The sequence below is a fragment of the Coleofasciculus sp. D1-CHI-01 genome, assembly GCF_040218875.1.
Taxonomy (GTDB): domain Bacteria; phylum Cyanobacteriota; class Cyanobacteriia; order Cyanobacteriales; family Coleofasciculaceae; genus Coleofasciculus.
Genome location: NZ_JAVJQP010000050.1, coordinates 14,563 through 33,031, shown reverse-complemented (window position 1 = coordinate 33,031; position 18,469 = coordinate 14,563). Strand labels below are relative to the sequence as shown.

General features: G+C 43.6%; 14 protein-coding genes. All 14 read right to left on the bottom strand.

Annotated features, from left to right (window positions below; genetic code table 11):
* Positions 1–159: 159 nt before the first annotated feature.
* The 14 genes from RIB93_RS09540 to hepC all read right to left on the bottom strand — a co-directional run bounded on the left by RIB93_RS09540 (position 160) and on the right by hepC (position 18,402).
* On the bottom strand, positions 160–1,209 hold the full coding sequence (locus tag RIB93_RS09540; protein ID WP_446372563.1) for a glycosyltransferase family 1 protein: 1,050 nt from the start codon (positions 1,207–1,209) through the stop codon (positions 160–162).
* Positions 1,210–1,213: 4 nt separating this feature from the next.
* On the bottom strand, positions 1,214–2,068 hold the full coding sequence (locus RIB93_RS09535) for a sulfotransferase family protein (RefSeq protein ID WP_446372561.1): 855 nt from the start codon (positions 2,066–2,068) through the stop codon (positions 1,214–1,216).
* A gap of 31 nt (positions 2,069–2,099) precedes the next feature.
* Positions 2,100–3,521 (bottom strand): O-antigen ligase domain-containing protein, encoded by a 1,422-nt coding sequence (locus RIB93_RS09530; protein WP_446372559.1) that lies wholly within the window; start codon positions 3,519–3,521, stop codon positions 2,100–2,102.
* Positions 3,522–3,743: 222 nt separating this feature from the next.
* Entirely contained in the window at positions 3,744–3,851 is a 108-nt protein-coding gene (locus RIB93_RS09525) for a sulfotransferase (RefSeq protein ID WP_446372557.1), read from the bottom strand.
* A 58-nt stretch (positions 3,852–3,909) separates the two neighbouring features.
* Positions 3,910–4,854, bottom strand: coding sequence for a glycosyltransferase family 2 protein (locus RIB93_RS09520; protein ID WP_446372555.1), 945 nt, complete (start codon positions 4,852–4,854; stop codon positions 3,910–3,912).
* A gap of 55 nt (positions 4,855–4,909) precedes the next feature.
* Complete coding sequence (locus RIB93_RS09515) at positions 4,910–6,028, bottom strand: glycosyltransferase family 4 protein (protein ID WP_446372553.1); 1,119 nt, start codon at positions 6,026–6,028, stop codon at positions 4,910–4,912.
* Positions 6,029–6,108: 80 nt separating this feature from the next.
* The gene (locus RIB93_RS09510; protein WP_446372551.1) at positions 6,109–6,999 is read right to left on the bottom strand and encodes a sulfotransferase family protein; all 891 of its coding nucleotides are present in this window, start codon (positions 6,997–6,999) and stop codon (positions 6,109–6,111) included.
* A gap of 44 nt (positions 7,000–7,043) precedes the next feature.
* Positions 7,044–7,949: a sulfotransferase gene (locus RIB93_RS09505; protein ID WP_446372549.1), complete on the bottom strand. Its 906-nt coding sequence runs from the start codon at positions 7,947–7,949 to the stop codon at positions 7,044–7,046.
* Between the two features lie 220 nt (positions 7,950–8,169).
* Positions 8,170–11,547, bottom strand: a complete 3,378-nt coding sequence (locus RIB93_RS09500) for an FG-GAP-like repeat-containing protein (protein WP_446372547.1) — start codon at positions 11,545–11,547, stop codon at positions 8,170–8,172.
* Positions 11,548–11,669: 122 nt separating this feature from the next.
* Positions 11,670–12,557: a sulfotransferase family protein gene (locus RIB93_RS09495; protein ID WP_446372545.1), complete on the bottom strand. Its 888-nt coding sequence runs from the start codon at positions 12,555–12,557 to the stop codon at positions 11,670–11,672.
* A gap of 19 nt (positions 12,558–12,576) precedes the next feature.
* Positions 12,577–14,526, bottom strand: coding sequence for a CRTAC1 family protein (locus RIB93_RS09490; RefSeq protein ID WP_446372543.1), 1,950 nt, complete (start codon positions 14,524–14,526; stop codon positions 12,577–12,579).
* A 70-nt stretch (positions 14,527–14,596) separates the two neighbouring features.
* Positions 14,597–15,490, bottom strand: a complete 894-nt coding sequence (locus RIB93_RS09485) for a sulfotransferase family protein (RefSeq protein ID WP_446372541.1) — start codon at positions 15,488–15,490, stop codon at positions 14,597–14,599.
* A gap of 16 nt (positions 15,491–15,506) precedes the next feature.
* Positions 15,507–17,357: a heterocyst formation ABC transporter subunit HepA gene (hepA, locus tag RIB93_RS09480; RefSeq protein WP_446372539.1), complete on the bottom strand. Its 1,851-nt coding sequence runs from the start codon at positions 17,355–17,357 to the stop codon at positions 15,507–15,509.
* Positions 17,358–17,481: 124 nt separating this feature from the next.
* Entirely contained in the window at positions 17,482–18,402 is a 921-nt protein-coding gene (hepC, locus tag RIB93_RS09475) for a heterocyst development glycosyltransferase HepC (RefSeq protein WP_446372537.1), read from the bottom strand.
* Positions 18,403–18,469 lie beyond the last annotated feature (67 nt).

Genomic DNA, 18,469 nt, shown 5'->3' with positions numbered 1-18,469 from the left:
CCATGTACTGACCCACCCCTGTTTCTGAACATTTAGATTTGACGTAGGGTGGGCAAGAGTTATAAACCTTTACAGCCTTATATTATTGTTCGTTGCTCTTGCCCACCACAGGGTTAAGCTGTTTATATTTGTTCCAATAGGTAGAATGTCATGAAAGCTTCATAAAGGGGAATCGCCGAGATTTAACGTTTCCGCAATATACTGACCCACAACTGTTTCTGAACATTTAGTTTGCCACCAGTTCAATGCTTCGTGATGTAACATCTGGATTAAGGATGGGTCGTTGGTCAGCTTTTCCAATACCGCCTCTAGCTCACTCCAATCTTGAATCTGAATCGTCGGCGCTCCATTATAAAACCATCGTGAAGGTAACGCTTCAGTGATGACAACACAACCATATCTAAGTGCCTCAAAGAAACGATAGGTTTCAAAAGACGTTCCTCTAGGAACCAAACATATTTTAGTATCCATCATTTTCTCCGAATAGCTGCTGGCATCTTGCTCCGTTGTGGCATGGAACCCCCGTGTAATTGACAATTCAAATTTTAAGTGTGGGTATTTATCCGTAAGAGACTCGATTACCGCAAGCATTTTTTGTCGAGACACAATTTTTGGATCTTTTAGCCAATATTTTAATGATTTTTTACTATACTTTTTTTGAGCTAAACTGCCAGCAAAAAATACAGTATAACACCGTTCATGGATATCTTTAATCGGCAACTTCAATTGTTTATAGTAACCGAGAGGGATATCATAAATCGGTGGAACCTTAGCCAGAGATGAAGGTAAATTTTTAATCACCTGAAACCCATAATTGAGCAAACCCGGTAAACGTGCTACCGAGATCAGCATAAATTGACCGAGGGTGAGAATATTGACGTAGGATGGGTTGAGCAAGGGATTACATCCTAGACTACGGCGCGTACCGTAGCATTTAAAGACAGCACGTACCTGATGAAAATAGCGGGGAATGCGACACCACTCATCCCCCTGGACAACAGCGACCACATTTTGTCCGTATGATGGCAGCTTAGAGATATCCCAGGTAAGGTAAAAGGTTAAACCCTGTACCTGCAACTTCTTCTCCATCGCCTGAAAGACCTTACCAAAATAAGCACACTCAGGCACGATATGGCAGTCTTCTTGCCAAGGATTCCAAGCAATGGGTTCTCGATTTTTGGAGCAGACATAGTACTGGTTAGAAATCATAATTTTACCAGGGATATCCCAGTTTAGACATTGTTGGTTCCATGATTTCCTTGATCTCTTGAAGTATGTTTGGATCTAATGAATCTTTCCACTTATTCGTTCGCGATGGGTCAGCAGTTGACCTGGCATAATTAATGATCGGCTCAGGAGAATCGAGTTCAGCAAAATTCGCAATTTCCTGAATTTTCTCCTGCGGCGAACTGACCAAGTCCTCATAGCGTATTTCTAGATAATTTTCTGGACGCAATTTTCTGCCTTCAGCAATCGCTATTTCCATTGTTTCAGACCACTGTTTTGCCAGCAATGCTTCACGGGAATATTGGGTAACCCATTCTTGCCATCCTGGGGGTTTTGCACCCCAGTAGTCTAATGGAATACCCAGCATTCTTTTGAGACGAGATGTGATCCGGGGCAGAAATACCGACCATTCCCAAACTGGGACTTCTTTGAGTCGAGAATAGGCTTCCTTCCAAGGGACACTCTTGGGGCGATTCAATTCTTTTTTCGTGGAATTAATTACGGAACGACCATCCCGGAGTACCATAATAATTTTGGCATCCGGGAAGACTGCCTGTATAAAAGAAATGCGTAGACAATTCCTAGGCGTCTTATCGCAAATTCGTTTTTTGTGATATTTTTCCAGGTATTCAGCGAATCTTTTTTGAATATAACCTTTAATTTTTGGATTTAGATCGTTTTCGGTGAGCTGATCATTTGTTTTATGGGTATTGCCCCACATCCAAATGTTACTAATTTCTGCCCAGCAAGCGAGGTCAGGATGTTGGTCGAAGGCTTTGCCTAACCACGTTGTTCCTGAACGGGGAGCGCCGAGAATAAAAATAGGTTTTTCAACTGACATTATCAACCTCCAGTTTAATTTTAAAATAAGCTTATTTCAATAAATTTATTTTATTTGGCGGCAAGGACTCTTTCAAGTTGATTTTACGTTGATGGTGGTGATACTGATGAGCGGCTAGACCGAGTCCTAAAAACCCCCAAAGTATTGTACCCGATACGCCCAGCATTGGCACATTGATCGGCAGTCTAACCACAGCGCTAACCACAACAGCACGAGCCGCAACAGCAAAGGGATCGAAACCCACTTCAGAACTTTGAAACAAACTAAAAATAAGTAAGCTCATTCCTCCCATATAAAAAATTGTGCCAATCCAACCCAACTGAAAAAGCATCACTAAAATCGAGTTATCCGTCGCTACGCCACCGATTCCCAAACCCACAACACTGCTCAGTGCATCTCCAAATACCATTTTAAAATAAGCCTGTCTGTTCTGAAAACTATTGTCATCTCCAAGGCTGGAAAAGGTTTCCAATCGCTCACTGATTTTTTCGGAGAAGGGTTCTAGCGTCGATAAAGGAATAACCAGAATTAGAATCGCCAAAAGGGTAATGATTAAACGGATGCGCTGCTTTGGCTTCAGAGAACTGATCAGCGTCAGTAATCCTGCCAGCCAACCCAACCAACTCGAACGGGCAAAGGTGAGCAATAAACCTGAATAACCAGCGACTGAAGCCAGCACCTTTAAAAATTTTTGTTGATGATTACTTAATAACAGTAGCAAACCTGCTGCCATCATCGCGGCAAAAGGTTCGGTAGAATTGAGTGTACTCCACACCCGGAATCCAAAAGGTTCAGGAGTGCCAGAAGTTGCCAACCCTGAATTAATCAACCAAAATCGATCCCACTCCGGTACGATCACATACTGTATGATTCCATACACTCCCATCACCAATACACCCCAGACAAAAACGCGCTGAATATTTTGGCGGTAATCGGGGTAATTGCGCCAATTCAAAAATAAGTGATATCCTAACAAGATTGGTGCTAGCCACTCCAACAAGGCGAGGCAAGCCGCAACGGGAGTCTTTGAAATAAATCCCACGCAAAAGCTATAGAATACACCGACACTTGAAAGAACAAAAGGTAAGCTACCTTGGCGATGGGTTTTGGGAAGATTTTGCCAAAGGGTTGTTAGAGTAATTAACGTAACCAGGAAAGGGGCTAACAGAATCGGGCTGGGATTGCTAAAGCCACTCCGATAATCGGCTAAGCGACGGACAAAAGGTGTCAAAAACCACATCCACCAACTAAAACCAATGTAAAGGACTGGATAGCGAAAATATAGGAACAAGCCGACGGCGAAAGCCCCCACTGGAAAAGCAAGGTTTAGTATCTTGCCAGCACCTGCTAGAATACACAGCGCACAGAAGAAGACAAGTGCTAAGATAGCTGTCCAAGCGGGCGCGGGTTGCAACTCCAGGCGAAAACTTGCAGGTAGTGGTCTATCGCTCACTGAATATCTCCCCAGTCAAAGCAGTTCAAGGTTTTGATTTAACGATGGTTCCAGTGAGTTAGGTCATGTCCAATCAGAGTACTGAGTTGTTCTACTTCTGAAAATACTCTACCTGCTCTGAAAATTGTTCTTATAGTTCTTTTATAAGCGCGAAATAAAGCCATGTTTTTTACTTGAGATATCTATCGGTTTTTCGATCAAATCATAACTAAATTGGTTAGGTTATTTGAATTTGGATATAAAAACGTCTGGGTGTTGATCCAGGTATTTACAAAGGGAGGTTGTTCCACATTTCGGTGCGCCGACAATAAAAAAATCTGGTTTGTTCATGAGTGATAAGGTGTATTGATTGATTTATTTTCTCAACTTCTTCAAACAGGCTCAATCTCTAGACATTCTTGCTCATCCTTGACTCTTTCCAGGTTGACCACCCTTGCCATCGTCCTTGTATAGACGCTAACCATTGTTGTCCGGCTAAAGAACCTTGACTGGGTAAAAATCGCAACCATTGCACAAAACCGGGATACTTGCGGGTTCCCACTAAAATTGCCCACACTATAAAAATAATCCGCTGTAAACGTGGTAAATGTTCTAACAACGCTAAGGTTTCATTATGGACAGCATTAGTTAAGGCAATGGGATTAAATTGATGGCGTTGGTCTTCGTCAAAACGCGGTGCTGGATAGTGATTGACGACAACATTGGGATCGTAAATTAACTTCCAGCCATTTCGTTTTAATGCCAAACAAAAGGGAATTTCAAAGTCTACCTGCGCTCCTGTACCACGCATTCTTTTTTCAAAGCGTAATGCTTTAATTGCACTCTGGCGAAAACTCATGTTAACTCCCTTAAAAACATCAACGTCTCGGGCGGTACCGATACCAAGATGATGATTGCCAATTAAGCGTCCAAACCATTGCAGGCGACCAACAATCTGCTTAGTTTCAGTCGTCCATAGTTCACCGTGGTAATAAATCATGTCGCGTCCCCCGACACCACCAATGCGCGGATCAGACAGAAAATGATGTTCAATTCGTGCCAACCAATCGGTATGGGGAGCCGCATCGTCATCGGTAAAGGCAATGATATCTCCCTGGGCAACATCCAAACCTGCATTCATTGCCGCCACCACTCCTGGCACTTTTACCTTTACAGTACGCAGTGGCAGAACGTTAGGGTCAAAGGTTTCAAAGAATTGCCAGGTTTCTGTATCTGTGTCACGAATAATCACCAAGACTTGATTGGCGGGTCGGGTTTGCTTTTGCAGCGCCTCCAGACAGCGTTTTAGGTCTGGCAGACGGCGATAGGTGGGTATGGTAACGGTGATAAGCATTACTATTTTTTAAATAGTTTGGTTGTGCTAAATACTAATAAAATAACTATTGATTTTAACCTAATGATTTAAGTAGTTTAACATAACGGTGTGCCATATTTGTCCAGCTATGTTGTTCAGCTTTACGGCGGGCAGCTTGACCCATTTGTTTTCTTTTTTCTGGCGTTATCGTCAGGATTTTTAGGGCTTGGATCAACGCCTGTGTATCATCCGGATCAGATAAAACGATGCCACAATCTGGAGTAACTATTTCTGCACCACCTGCTGTGGCGGCGGTAATCACCGGGAGTCCAGACGCCATAGCTTCGAGCAGCACCAGAGTGCAAGCTTCATATCGTGAGGGAAACACAAATAAATCCACAGCGTTCATGATTTCCGCAATATCGCTGCGATAGCCGAGAAAATGAACTCGTTGACTTAGATTCAGCTTTTGGGTGAGCTGAGGATAGGGACTTCCGGCTGTACTTCCAGCAACGGCTAGGTGTAACTCAGGAACTTCGACTAAGGCGTGCAGCACCGTATCTAAGTTTTTTCGAGGGGTGCGGATGTCTCCGGCAAAAAACGCCAGGATAACGCCTTCAGGAAGACCCAGTGGAGTGCGATCGCGTCGTGTGGGACGAAACTCTTGCAAATCAACCCCATTTAAAATCACCTGAATAGACTGGGGTGGGATTCCCATCTCTACCAGTTCCTGCTTAACCTTTTCCGAAACTGCCACAACTACTTTAGCTTGGACAAATGCCTGTTTTTCCCAGCCAGCATTCAGCTTCGTGTAAAGCCACTGATAGAACCCATAGGGATCACGCCGGATACGCCAAGTATGCACAGGCGATCGCAGCCAGGAACTGTGGACGAAATGCACGGCGTTAATATCTCCGGGACTACTGGTGATTGCACCATTAACTTTGACTACATCCAGTTCATCCCGGTGTTTGCTTAACCACTGAGCACTTCGCCAGGAAAAAACCAGATTTCGTAGCAATGCTGTGGGCAATTTCTGGACAGAGATATTAATCCACTGAACCTGACTATTTTGTTGCAAGTCGAGCGCAATCTGACTGGCGATGAGAGTGACGTGATGACCGAGACGGAGCGCTTCTTTGACTACTTCATAATTGACTCTGCCTTGACCATCGCCTTTATCCACACGATGAGTAACAATACCGAGCTTCATGATAGATTTGTCATTTGTTGATTGTTCATGGTTCATTGTTGATTGTTGATTGCTCCCTCAGCCATTACAGAACTATTCGCCTATTTCAGCCAAGCCGAAAGGTCTCGCTGTATAAGGGCTTGCAGCTTTTCAATATCTTCTCTATACACTTCGACCAACTCTTGTCGAATCTCAGGTAATAGAATAGGTTTAGCTCCTAAATTTTGTTTTTTGACCCTCTCGCGAATGGCAACACGTAATTTTTCCGAAAATAAAGGTTTCAATGCTAATTTTAGTGGATTATCTTTAGTAAACAAGTTCTGTAACCATCTTCGTTTAGGAATCCCTGATACATTTTCTCGCTTAAAGTCCGGAGTAAATGTATCGTCTATCGCTAAAAATCTATAGATATTTTGAACAACCGTCAAGCCATCTGATGATAGATCATCATACAAATATATCCTTATCTGTTCTGGAGCAAAACCATCCAAATATCGTTTAACCTGACTGGAATAAAACCCCACCTGTTTGTAGTGCCATCCGGGTCGAAACCCCGCTTGAATCCGCTTTCCTTCTTCTTGAAGAGCTTGCTGAAACGTCAGAGTTTCCACGCCATCTCGAAACTGATAAAGAAACGCCGAAAACGCTCGTTCTACTGGATTGCGAAGGATGGCAATGATTTTAGCATTGGGGATGTGGCTTTTGATCCGTTCCGGCGCTTTAGGAATATAAAGATACTCGGTAGACGCTTCCCCAATAGCGATTTCAGTTGAGACTCCTTGAAAAAGTTGACAATATTGTTCTAACGTCAAAGCCGTTCTTCGCCCATTATCTCTCACCCCGTTATTGTAAATACTATAAAGCTCTGGGGTGAAAAACCGGGGTTCTTTCACTGGACTCATATAAACTTGGGGATGCTGATTTAAGTAGGAATAGAGGGACGTCGTTCCCGCTTTGGCTGCACCAATAATCAGAAAATTAGGCATTGTCATCGTTCATAACCGGGTACAGTGAACACTGAGGTTTTGACTTAGCCCTATAAATAACCATAAAGCGCCAGTTCAGACTTAGCCACTTGTTCAGCGGCGGCAATTTCGGCGCGATCGCGTCGTTTATAGATGCTAATTGAGCTAGTTCTGGCTTGCTTAAATTTTTGGCGCAACTGATTATTTAGGCGACAACCAAAATGGGCAACAACGGCTTCTCCATAGTGAATTGGATCACGCGCTAAGTCTTCATATTTCAATAACAAGACCCGCTTACTGGCGATAATATCGGGACGAGAAAAGAACTCATAACAGCGGCGTACCATTTCTTTCCACATCCAAATCGCTCTTACGTAAGGTGTAGCCGCCAGAAATTCTGCTTCTAAACCTGGATCAACCCACCAGGGAACATAACGGTGATCATAGTTACGACCAAGAGGGACTTCGGCTGTCCGCAAGTGGGTTAACTTTTCATCCGTCAATACATCGTATTTTCGGATCAGCGAATCGGCACAATCTCGACCATCGCGGTAGATATGGACAATGCGACAATTGGGTAAAGCCTTGTAGGTAAATTCTGGGGCAAAACTGAGAAAAGGCTCTTTATAAATGATCCGTTCAATAACCCGTTTTCGTTGCAACGCCTGAATCAGTTCTGTTGTCCCCATTGACTGAGTTAGCCATCTGTGGATTGCCGAAACTCGTTCTTCGGAAATGGATTCCAGAAAATCGATCAAAGAGAACTCAAATCCAGTCAAAAGTGCTTGATAGGTTTCAGCACCGAGGTCACGATTGATCAGGTGGGGAATGACAATCGGCAGTAAATGCCCAGAAATACATTCTGAATGCGGTAAAGGTTTTAGAGAATCAAGTAAAAAAGTTGTTCCGGATCGGGGACAACCTAAAATGACATTATAGTCAATATCCATGACTGACGATGCTCCCTCTTTAAACATTTATTTTTTCCCGGACTTACGCACAAACGCCACATATAGTAGGGGAACGGCAATGTCCATCCGTGTCAACTTAAGGTGAAAACTTTCGCTGTAAGACTTTGAATTTCGTCGCCTTAATCTTAACCCCCCTTAATCCCCCCTTGCTAAGGGGGGAAATGTTCCCTTCCGGTTCCCTCCCCTTACCAAGGGGAGGGTTAGGGTGGGGTAGAGCCAAGGTAGGTTAAAAGACCACAATATCGGCAAAACTGATGTTGGCTTGGTTAGACAACGTTGCTAGCAAGATTTGGTCACTACCGCCAGCGCCATCGATATCAAAGAATAGATTACCTGTAGTTTGGTCATAAATAAAGCGATCCTCGCTATCTAATGCGGTTGTTCCCAGCACAAACTGTTCGGCGCTAAGGACACCCTTTACCAGATCACCACCCATTCTTTTACCCTTAACCTGAATTTCGTCATCTGCTACAGAGAAGTCAGTAATCGTGTCTACTCCATCCGTTGTTCGGAAAAAACGGAATCGATCAGACCCTTCGCCTCCTGTAAGCGTGTCATTGCCGAACCCACCAATAAGTAAGTCATTTCTAAGACCACCATTGAGAATATCATCGCTAAACCCGCCATTAAGATTATCATTGCCAGCATCACCATTAAGAATATCCTCACCACCACCGCCATAAAGCACGTCCCGCTTATCGCCGCCATTTAGGGTATCTTTACCAGAGGCTCCCTTGAGGATGTCCCTACCATTAAAGCCGTTGATAATATCATCATCATCGGTACCGTCAAGCGTATCATCATCAGCCGTACCATTTATTGTGTTATCTTCTAGAGCTGGGATAAACTCCAGATAATTAAGATTAAAATCCCCGTTGAGGATATCGACTCGTAATTGTTGAGAGCCAGCCGAAAGGTTAAGACCTTCGACACCTACATTTTGCCAGGTCTGCCAGTCACCCGTTTTGTCAAATTCAAAGGTTTCTGTTTGTCCATCAACTGTAACATTGAAACTGTGAATACCATCCTTGCCACTAGCGACACGAGCCACTAAATTGTATAGACCAGACTTGGGTACAGTGAAGTCATAGGTTAGCCATTCCCCGGCGTCAGTCCAGCCAACATTAAAACCTCCACCCACATCAGATGTGGCTTGAATATCCACCGGATCATTGCGATAAGCACCGCCAAAATTCTTTTTCGTGGTGTCATAATAACTGATACCTTGACCGCCAGTTACATAGTCTTCAGCTTCGATCCGAATAGACGTTTTGGTGAACGGGTTGATTGTCAGGTTAACTGTGGCGGTATCTGTACTCTGGAGATCATCAACCTGATACTCAAATTGATCAGTACCTGTGAAATCTACAGCCGGAGTATAGGTGATAAAATCGTCACTCAAATCATCAGGGGTATCGTTGTCATCAACTACAGCAGTACCGTTGGTGGGAGGGGTCACGATACTCAGCGAGAGTGCATCTGCCTCAGCATCGCTATCGTTACTCAACACATCGATATTGACCGGTGTATTTTCAGTAGTGGTTGCATCGTCATCTATGGCGATTGGAGCCGTATTTACGTTGCTGTTATCTGCTTCTAAAACTGTAATTAACTGATTCGCTGAGACGTTTTCCAGTTGTTGAACAATCCCACTGGGCCAATGAATTTCTAATAAATCTACTTGGGTATTCTCAGCCAGTCCAAAATGGATGCGCTGGTGATTTTGCGCCCACTTATGAATTCCTCCAGATTGTTCACGCAGTTGGGTAACGCCTCCAGACGTCACAAATACTCGTGCGCCAATTCCGTCTCGGTTGGAAACTGTGCCTTCTAGGTCAATTTGCAGCCAGTTATTGCCATTGCCTTGGTTGCGGAAAAGCTGGTGGGGACCATCATCACTATACAATGGCGTACCTTCCACAAAACCATTGGTAACGAATAAGTCGAGAAAACCATCGAGATCGTAGTCAGCCGTCGTTACCGCATCACCCAATCCCAAATTAGAACCGACTGCTCCCCCAGCATTTGACACCGGAAGAAATGTGCCATCTCCTTGATTCTCAAGCAGGATATTTTCTCGGTTTAAAGCTGACCCCGTGGCAACAAGATAGAGGTCTATATCCATATCGTTGTCAAAATCACCAGCCGTTACGCTGTTGCTAGGGCTATTGATAGTATTGATACCAGCTTCGCTACTAAAATCTACTAATCCTTGATCGGTATTAAGCAATAGTCGATCCGAGGGAAAAGAAGGATTAGGATCAAAACCCAAAGCTGTTAATTCAGAAATTGGCTGAGTCGCTTCAACCCGAATACCTTCTCGATTAATTGAGGTAAAGATTTGCCAACGCTGTAGGCTGGGGTCATAGCCAATATAAATTCCTTGATCAACACCAGGCTGATAAGGATAAACGCCGACTACATTGGGATCATCTGGAGATAAGGTGAATTCACTAAAGTTGTCAACCGGAGTGGGATTAAATCCGCTAGATCCGATAAAAATATTGTTAGCGGAAGCCAAGGCAAATTTAAAGGTGACATCTCCGGTTGTATTGAATTGGACACCTGTTGCATTACCATCTGATTCAAGAAATCCTCTAAACTCGTTAGAGTTAACTTGACCTACCTCTACATTTCTACCTCGGCGCGTAAAATAGAGATCTTGACGCAGATCGCCATTGAAGTCAGCCGACACAATATCGCTACCAGAGAGCAAATGTATACTTGATAATAAACTAGAGGTTATGTCGGGAAACGGTGTGGACGTTGTGTCAAAAATCGTTTTGTCTTGGGGCAATACAAGATCTAAAACACCATCTCCAGAGAGATCGGATAAAGTACCAAATTTTACAGTCTCTGATTCAAGTCCGGGGACAACAACCGAACCAACATTCTCAAAACCATTACTGGTTTGGCGAAAAACTGTTGTCGGGTCAAGACCATCTGATCTTGAGGTAGAGCCATGGAAAAGATCGAGCAAACCATCATTATCAAAGTCAAACCAAATAGGACCTTGTGCCTTGGCGCTGGCGTAAGCTAAACCTAATTCTGGCGCCTGATCTCTGAGTACACCTCCCTCATTAACAAACAATAAATTCGGTTCCGTTGTCGGTGAACCGACAAGCTGTAATAAATCCTGGTCTCCATCATTATCGAAATCTACCCATGTTGCTCCATGATGATCAGAGCTTAGTCCTGAACCTGCTGTTAATTCTTCTAGCAAGAAGACGGTAGAGGTAGCATCAGAAAAAGTGCCATCTTTCTGGTTTAGATATAAAATGCCAGGATGATTAAAGTGATTATTAACCCAGAGATCAGGAAAACTGTCTCCGTTGAAATCACCCCAAGCTGAACCATAGGTAAGTCCGGCATAAGATATTCCCGCTTCATCAGTGACCTCTTCAAAACCAAGCGTAGTCGTGGATGTTACGTTATCGTCTGTGGACGTTGTGCTACTCGTTTCCACATCCTGATTTGACGCCACTATTTCTATAAGTGACTGATTCAGGAGTAAATTTTGCTCGGCTGGGGCTTGATCTTGCTCAAACGAAGTTTCAGTATTCGTATCAAGCTTAGAATATAATAAATTACAAATTACACACATAATCCTGGGAACTTAATTGCTATTTATGGATTCATTTGTATGTTAACCCTTTAAAAAAAGCAAAATCAAGTAAATATTTAAACTTCATCAAAACTTCATATCAAGCCTTTTCGTCCACTCAACTACTTCATCCACTTAGCCAGATCTCGCCCCAGAATGGTCTGAAGCTGTATAATATCTGGTTTATACATATCGATTAATTTTTCTCGGATGTCAGGATCTAGAATTGTTTTTTTGCCCAGATTCTTCTGGGTAATACTCCGGTTAAGGCTGTGACGGAGTTTTTTAGGCAGTAAAGGCTTAAGCGCCGATTTAATCAGATTTTCTTTAGTCAGAATTGTTTGTAAAAGCTTATTTTTGGGAATCCCTGATACATTTTCTCTAGTTAATTCGGGCGTAAAGTCATCATCGACACCCAGGAACTGATAAATATCTTTAACCACAGCATTCGTGTCAGCTACCAAATCATCATACAGGTAAATCTTAATCTGTTCTCGTTCAAACGCGGCAAAATATTGCTTAATCCAATCGGCATAAAATCCTCGCTGCTTGTAATACCAAAGCGGCTGCCATTTCTCTTTGATTCTGCGTTCTTCTGCGTCCAGTCCCTCGGCAAAAGAAAGTGTCTCGTAACCATCCCGAACTAAATGCAGATAACTCGAAAAAGCTCGCTCGGCTGGATCACGAAGAATGGCGATTAATTTAACCTTAGGAATATAGTGCTTGATCCGGGCGATCGCCTTCTGACTGTGCAGGTATAATGTAGACGCTTCACCAATCGCTATCTCGTTGGTAACACCTTGAAATAGGCGGCAATAGTCCTCAATCTGAGTCACTGAACGACGATTGATTCCCTGTGCAAGACCTTGGAAATCAAGGGTCTCACCTTCTAAGGCAAAAAACCTCGGTTCCTTAATCGGACTCATATAAATCTGAGGATGCTGTTTTAAGTAGGAATAAAGCGAACTGGTTCCCGCTTTAGCCGCACCGATAATTAGAAAATTAGGCATTACCATTTCAATTCCCTCCTTAAGCTTTTTCAATAGTTAACAACTGGTCAATAGGCGGATTTTTAATTTCCTGGAACTCCCCGTCCGACCAAACTATCTTGATTGAGTTGACTTGAGGAGTTTGTCCTAACCCAAAGTACAACCGATAATGTCCCTGAGAAAAGTGCGATCCTTCCGCTTGACCAACAGCTTGAACTTGAACTCCGTCAGACGCAACCACTTCAACATGAGAACCAATAGCTTGGCGATTTTTAGGTGATCCAATGAGTTGAACTTGTAGCCAATGATTGGTTGCACCGATATTAGAATATAGCTTCACTTGCCAGAACGAGGGTAACGGGGATTGTGCAAATACTTTTTTGACAAACCGATTCAGGATAGAATCGTGATACCGTGTGGCTAAAAGTAAATCGCGATCGCCATCGTTATCGGCATCAAGCCAAGTGGCGCGGGACTCCAGTAATTCAGGGGATTTCACTTCTAGCATCTGAGTGGCTGTAAATTTGTGGTCTTGACCTTGGCGATATAACCCACCGGGTATTAAATGTAAATCGGTTAAACCGTCGTTATCGTAGTCTACCCAGTTAGCCGTCAACGCTTGAGTCGGGAGTCCAACTTGCTGGGGTTTAACCACTTCATACGTCCCGCGATTATTAATTAATAAGGCATTGGCGTTGGGTGAGGCAAAAAATACATCTAAATCCCCATCCGCATCATAGTCAGCAACCGTCAATTTATTGCTATCCTCAAATCTCTCGATCACACTTCCAGGATTTTCTCCAATTAACTGAGGGTTAAATTGCCCGGATTCATTGACATACAACCAAAACGCTTTTTCATCCACCCAAACTAAATCAATATCTCTATCTCTATCTGCATCTAACCAGGCAAAGATTCCCATGTTAGGAAAATCCAGATTGGTTGGGCTAGCTACGTTCACAAACGTACCCTCAGAATCCTGACGATAAAGCTGATTGGGAAACGTAGCTGTTTGACCAGCCGCTTGATAACATACCGTGTAAATATCGAGACGATTATCTGCATTAAAATCCACCCAAGCCGTCTGTAAAGCGGGACAGCCATGCTTAACAATTCCTGATTGATCTGTAATATCCTGAAACGTCGGGTTACCCTGATCAACTAATAATTCATCGCTGAACCTCTCCGGAATTTTATCCATTCTCCCCTTGAGACCCCCGCGCACGATGAAAACATCAACCATGCCTTCTGCATCATAGTCTGCCCAAGCCATGCCGTGACGGTCTCTTAAATATAAAGAGAATTCGGGGGACTTGGGATTGACAAATTGATTGCCAACAAAGACGCTCTCTAGAGGAAGTTCATTATCTAGATTATCTAGCTGGAACGTGATCGGCAGGCTAACGTTGTGAGGTGTAAAGACAAGTTTACTATCATTAGTTTCACTTTTAAATTCCAAGGTTGATACAATGGCTCCGGAAGCAAGTTTGTCTTCGGTGACGTTGACATCAAATTGCTTATTTTCTTTGACGGTTAGGGGAGAAGATAATTTAATTAGTCCTTGAATTGAGTTTTTGTTTTTATTGTTTTTTATAATTAAGCTTCTGTCTTTCCAGTAAATATAGATACCTGGCTTACTAATTTTAGGCTCAGTTCCCGAATATTCAAGACCCGGAAAATCGTGGTCTTGATCCAGTCGCAACGACGATAACCTATTTTGGGTAAATTCGCCATTGCCTTCACCCAGCAAGAGTAACTGACCATGATTATGATTAGACGTGAAGATATCTAAATTTTTGTCCGAATTAACATCAACGACGCCTAAGTCGAATAATCTAAACTCATGGGTGCGTAAAAGACTGGAAGTAAACCAGGTTTTATTTTCTGTAGAAAGATTTAATTGTTCATTGGCAGGTTGCCCAACGATATAGTTAATGCCAATCACTAAGATAGCCGTACAAATCGCTAAAGCTAATATACGAATAGTCAACAGTGGAGATTTAGTCTTTAAACGCTTAATCATTATTAGATGCATTTTTTAGTTCAGCACAAGAACTCATTTATGTTACCCAGTGAGAAAGGTCTCGTTGGATCAGATCCTGAAGCTTGAAAATATCTTCTTTGTAGAGTTTTATCAAGTCTTGGCGATCCTCTGGCGATAAAATAGGTTTCGCCCCTAAGTTTTGTTTATCAAACCTTTCAGCAATAGTTCGACGAAGCTGTTCCGAAAAAAGCGGTTTTAACGCCGACTTGATCGGGTTGTCTCGATTAAACAGAGAATACACTAGCCTACTTTTAGGAACACCCGATATATTTTTTCGACTTAAGTCAGGGGTAAATTTATCATCTACACCCAGAAATCTAAAAATATCTTGGACGACAGCCGTTGAGTTTGCCGCGAGTTCTTCATAAAGGTAGAGTTTGAGCTGCGATCGCTCAAATATATCAAAGTAACGCTTGAGTTGTTCATAATAGAATCCTTGTTGCTTGTAGTAAAAAAGAGGTGCCCATTTCCGCTGTATCCGGGTTGGCTCCTCCCTTAAAGCCTCGGCAAAGGAAAGGGTTTCATACCCTTCTCGAACTAAGTGAGCAAAACTGGAGAAAGCCCGATCAACAGGATGACGCAAGATGGCGATCAGCTTTACATTGGGGAGGTAGTGCTTTATCCGGGTTGCCGCTTTAGGACTGTACAGGTAGATGGGGGAGGCTTCACCGATCGCAATCTGATCAGATACCTCCTGAAACAGTTCGCTGTAGGCAGCAAGGCTGGTTCTAGACGTTCGATTGATCCCTTGATCCGGACCTTGAAAATCAAGGGGTTCCCCCTCTAAAGCAAAGAATTTGGGTTCCTTAACCGGACTCATATAAATTTGCGGGTGTTGTTGGAGATAGTAATAGAGTGAGCTGGTTCCCGCTTTAGCAGCACCGATAATCAAAAAATTAGGAAGTACCATAAAATCACCTGATCTCCTAGCCGACTTGCCCCAATTCATGCTGCATTTGGTGATAGTTCCAAAGCTTACCCCGATGTTCTAACAACTCCTGATATCCTCCCTGTTCAACAATCCGTCCCTGCTCAAGTACCACAACTTTATCCGCCCGCATAATCGTCGATAACCGATGGGCGATCGCAATCACGGTTCGTCCCACTGAAAGTTGCTCTAATGACTCCTGAATCAGACGTTCTGACACGGAGTCTAAAGCACTCGTAGCTTCATCCAGAATCAGAATATCCGGATTACGCAGCAGCGCTCGCGCGATCGCAATCCGTTGTCGTTGTCCCCCTGATAACCTCACTCCGCGATCGCCTAAGCGGGTGTCAAACCCTTGGGGCATTTCTTCGATAAACTCTAAGGCATTGGCTAAACGAGCCGCTTCCCGAATCGCTGTCTCATCAGCTGCTTCTGTGCCGTAAGCAATATTATTGCGAACCGATGTATTAAAAATAAACGTGTCCTGACTAACAATCGCCAGCCGACGACGTACAGAATGAATGTCAAAGTCCCGCAAATCGATGCCATCCAACAAAACGTTTCCGTGTGTTGGATCATAGAATCGGGGAATCAGATCCGCTAGGGTGGTTTTACCCGCACCCGACGCCCCCACTAACGCCGTCGTCTTTCCTCGTTCAATGGTTAGCGTAACGTTATGTAAGACAAGATTATCCGCCTCATACCCAAAATCGACACCGACAAACTCAATCCCTCGTTGTAAGCCTTTAAACTGAACTGTTCCATCTTCAAAATAGGGTTTATTGTCAGTTCTGAGTAACTCTTTAATATTATTCAGCGACCCTTGAAAATCACCGAGTTTGGCTCGAGTTCCATTGAATTGACGGACAATGGGCATCAGACGAAACAAAACGAATAAGAATGTCAAAAATGAAGCAGGTTGAAGCTGATTATTGGGAATAAACGTCGCAAAAGCAAACAGTAACATTCCGATAATAATCGTAATGGACATCCCCTCCGAAAGCGGTCCGACCAAATTACTCGCTTTCACGATTTTGGTCATCGTGTTGACAATGCCTGAGCTGGCATCATAAAAACGCCTGCGTTCAAAATCCTGGGTAGCAAAGGCGTGAACCGTGCGAATTCCACTGATAAATTCAACGGCTGTGGCGACAAACATTCCATTGGCTTTTGACCGTTCAAAGCTGGCTTCTCGTACCCGAGCGATCAATGTTGATACTCCAACAGAAAGTAGCGTAAACAACATCAAGGAAATGATCGTCAGTTGCCAGGATATCAACACCATTGAGATGATATAAGCGATGAGCGTTGACCCCCGAGTCAACAGAAAAGCCATCACCTCAAAAGACTGTTTAATTTGCTCAATTTCCGTCGTTAAACTATTGAGCAGTTCACCCGAACGAGTCTTAGAAAAATATCTCAGACTCAATCCTTGAAGCTGTTCAAACATTTGCTTTCGCAGCCCATCAATGAGATTAATCTGAGCAATTTTACTATAAACCAGTCCTAAGTAGGTCAATCCACATCGCAGCCAAGTAACCACTAGAATCAGAGCAGATACCCGATAGAGTCGTTCTCTAGCGGGTGCATTGACCGCTAATACCCAAACATCAAGCCACTCAATTCCCGTTTTAATTGGCTCAGCTTCTGGGCTGGTAAAACTTTGTAAGAAGGACAGGATAAACCCAACGCCGAACCCCTCAAACACCGCTGCCAGTAATGTAAACACCACCGCCAAAATAGCAATGCGGCGAAAATTTTTAAACTCTCGAAAGATAAAAGCATTATCCTGCCAAAAGCGGGTGGTTTTCAGGAAATTGCGGATTGGGTTAGGAACCTTTAGTACCATGGGTATTTGATCAACAGCAGGGTTATACTAGGGTTGGGTTGAGAGACTCTCGATGCCAGCGAAAACATTCATTCACTTGAAAGGTTTTCGGTTCAGATGACAACAGAGGCAGGGGCGACGTTTTCTAGTAAGCGCCAAAACCGGAGAGTACTTTGGGAATTGTTCTCAACAGCAGCATGAGATCCTGCCGCACTGACCAACCACGGAGATAGTCGAGATCCCAATGATTAATTGTTTCCAAATCCAGCAGAGTTGACCGGGCTTCTACCTGCCAACTTCCCGTGATTCCAGGTCGGGCATTCAACCGCCGTTTTCCTTCAGGGCTAATCCGTACAGCATCATACAAAGCCCAGGGGCGGGGTCCAACTAAGCTGAGTTCACCCCGTAACACATTAATTAACTGGGGTAATTCATCCAAGTTGTACTTTCGCAGCCAAAGCCCTAGGGGAGTCACGCGGGGGTCATCTTTGCACTTGTGCAACCCTGGCATATCACCCATCACTTGATGGTGCAGTTTCTCGGCATCCACCACCATTGTGCGAAACTTGAGAATCCGGAAAAACCTGCCCCGTTTACCAATCCGCCATTGCTTAAAGAATATCGGTCCTGGCGAGGACATACGAACCAAAAATGCTAATAGCAGCAGGATGGGACTCAACACGATTAATAAGAAAGAAGCAGCGAGTCCATCAATAATACGCTTGATAAACCAGTTTAGGGGACGGCGATTTCTCGGTAATTCCCGAAGAGAAGGAATTCGCAAAAAGACGGGCTTCCCCGCTTGCTCACAAGCATCTGCCCAACGCTTGAGTTGAGTCTCTCCAAGTTCGTAATCTAAAGAAACGAGTTTGACTGGGGAATGTTTCAAACACTCAGTTAACCGTTGATCATTCTCCAACGTAGTCAAACAAGGATGGTTGTCCAAATTTCTGCGCCTGACTAGCAATTTATCCTGTCGCCATTTCAGCATACATGAATGTGGACAACTCTGTTTTTGCTCATGAGTCAATTTTTTAGTGCTAGGTGCAATTGGAGAGATGCTCATTCGTCTCAATAAGTAGATGTAGATGGGTTAATTAATTAAACAAGCTAAACGAGAATCCGACAAACTT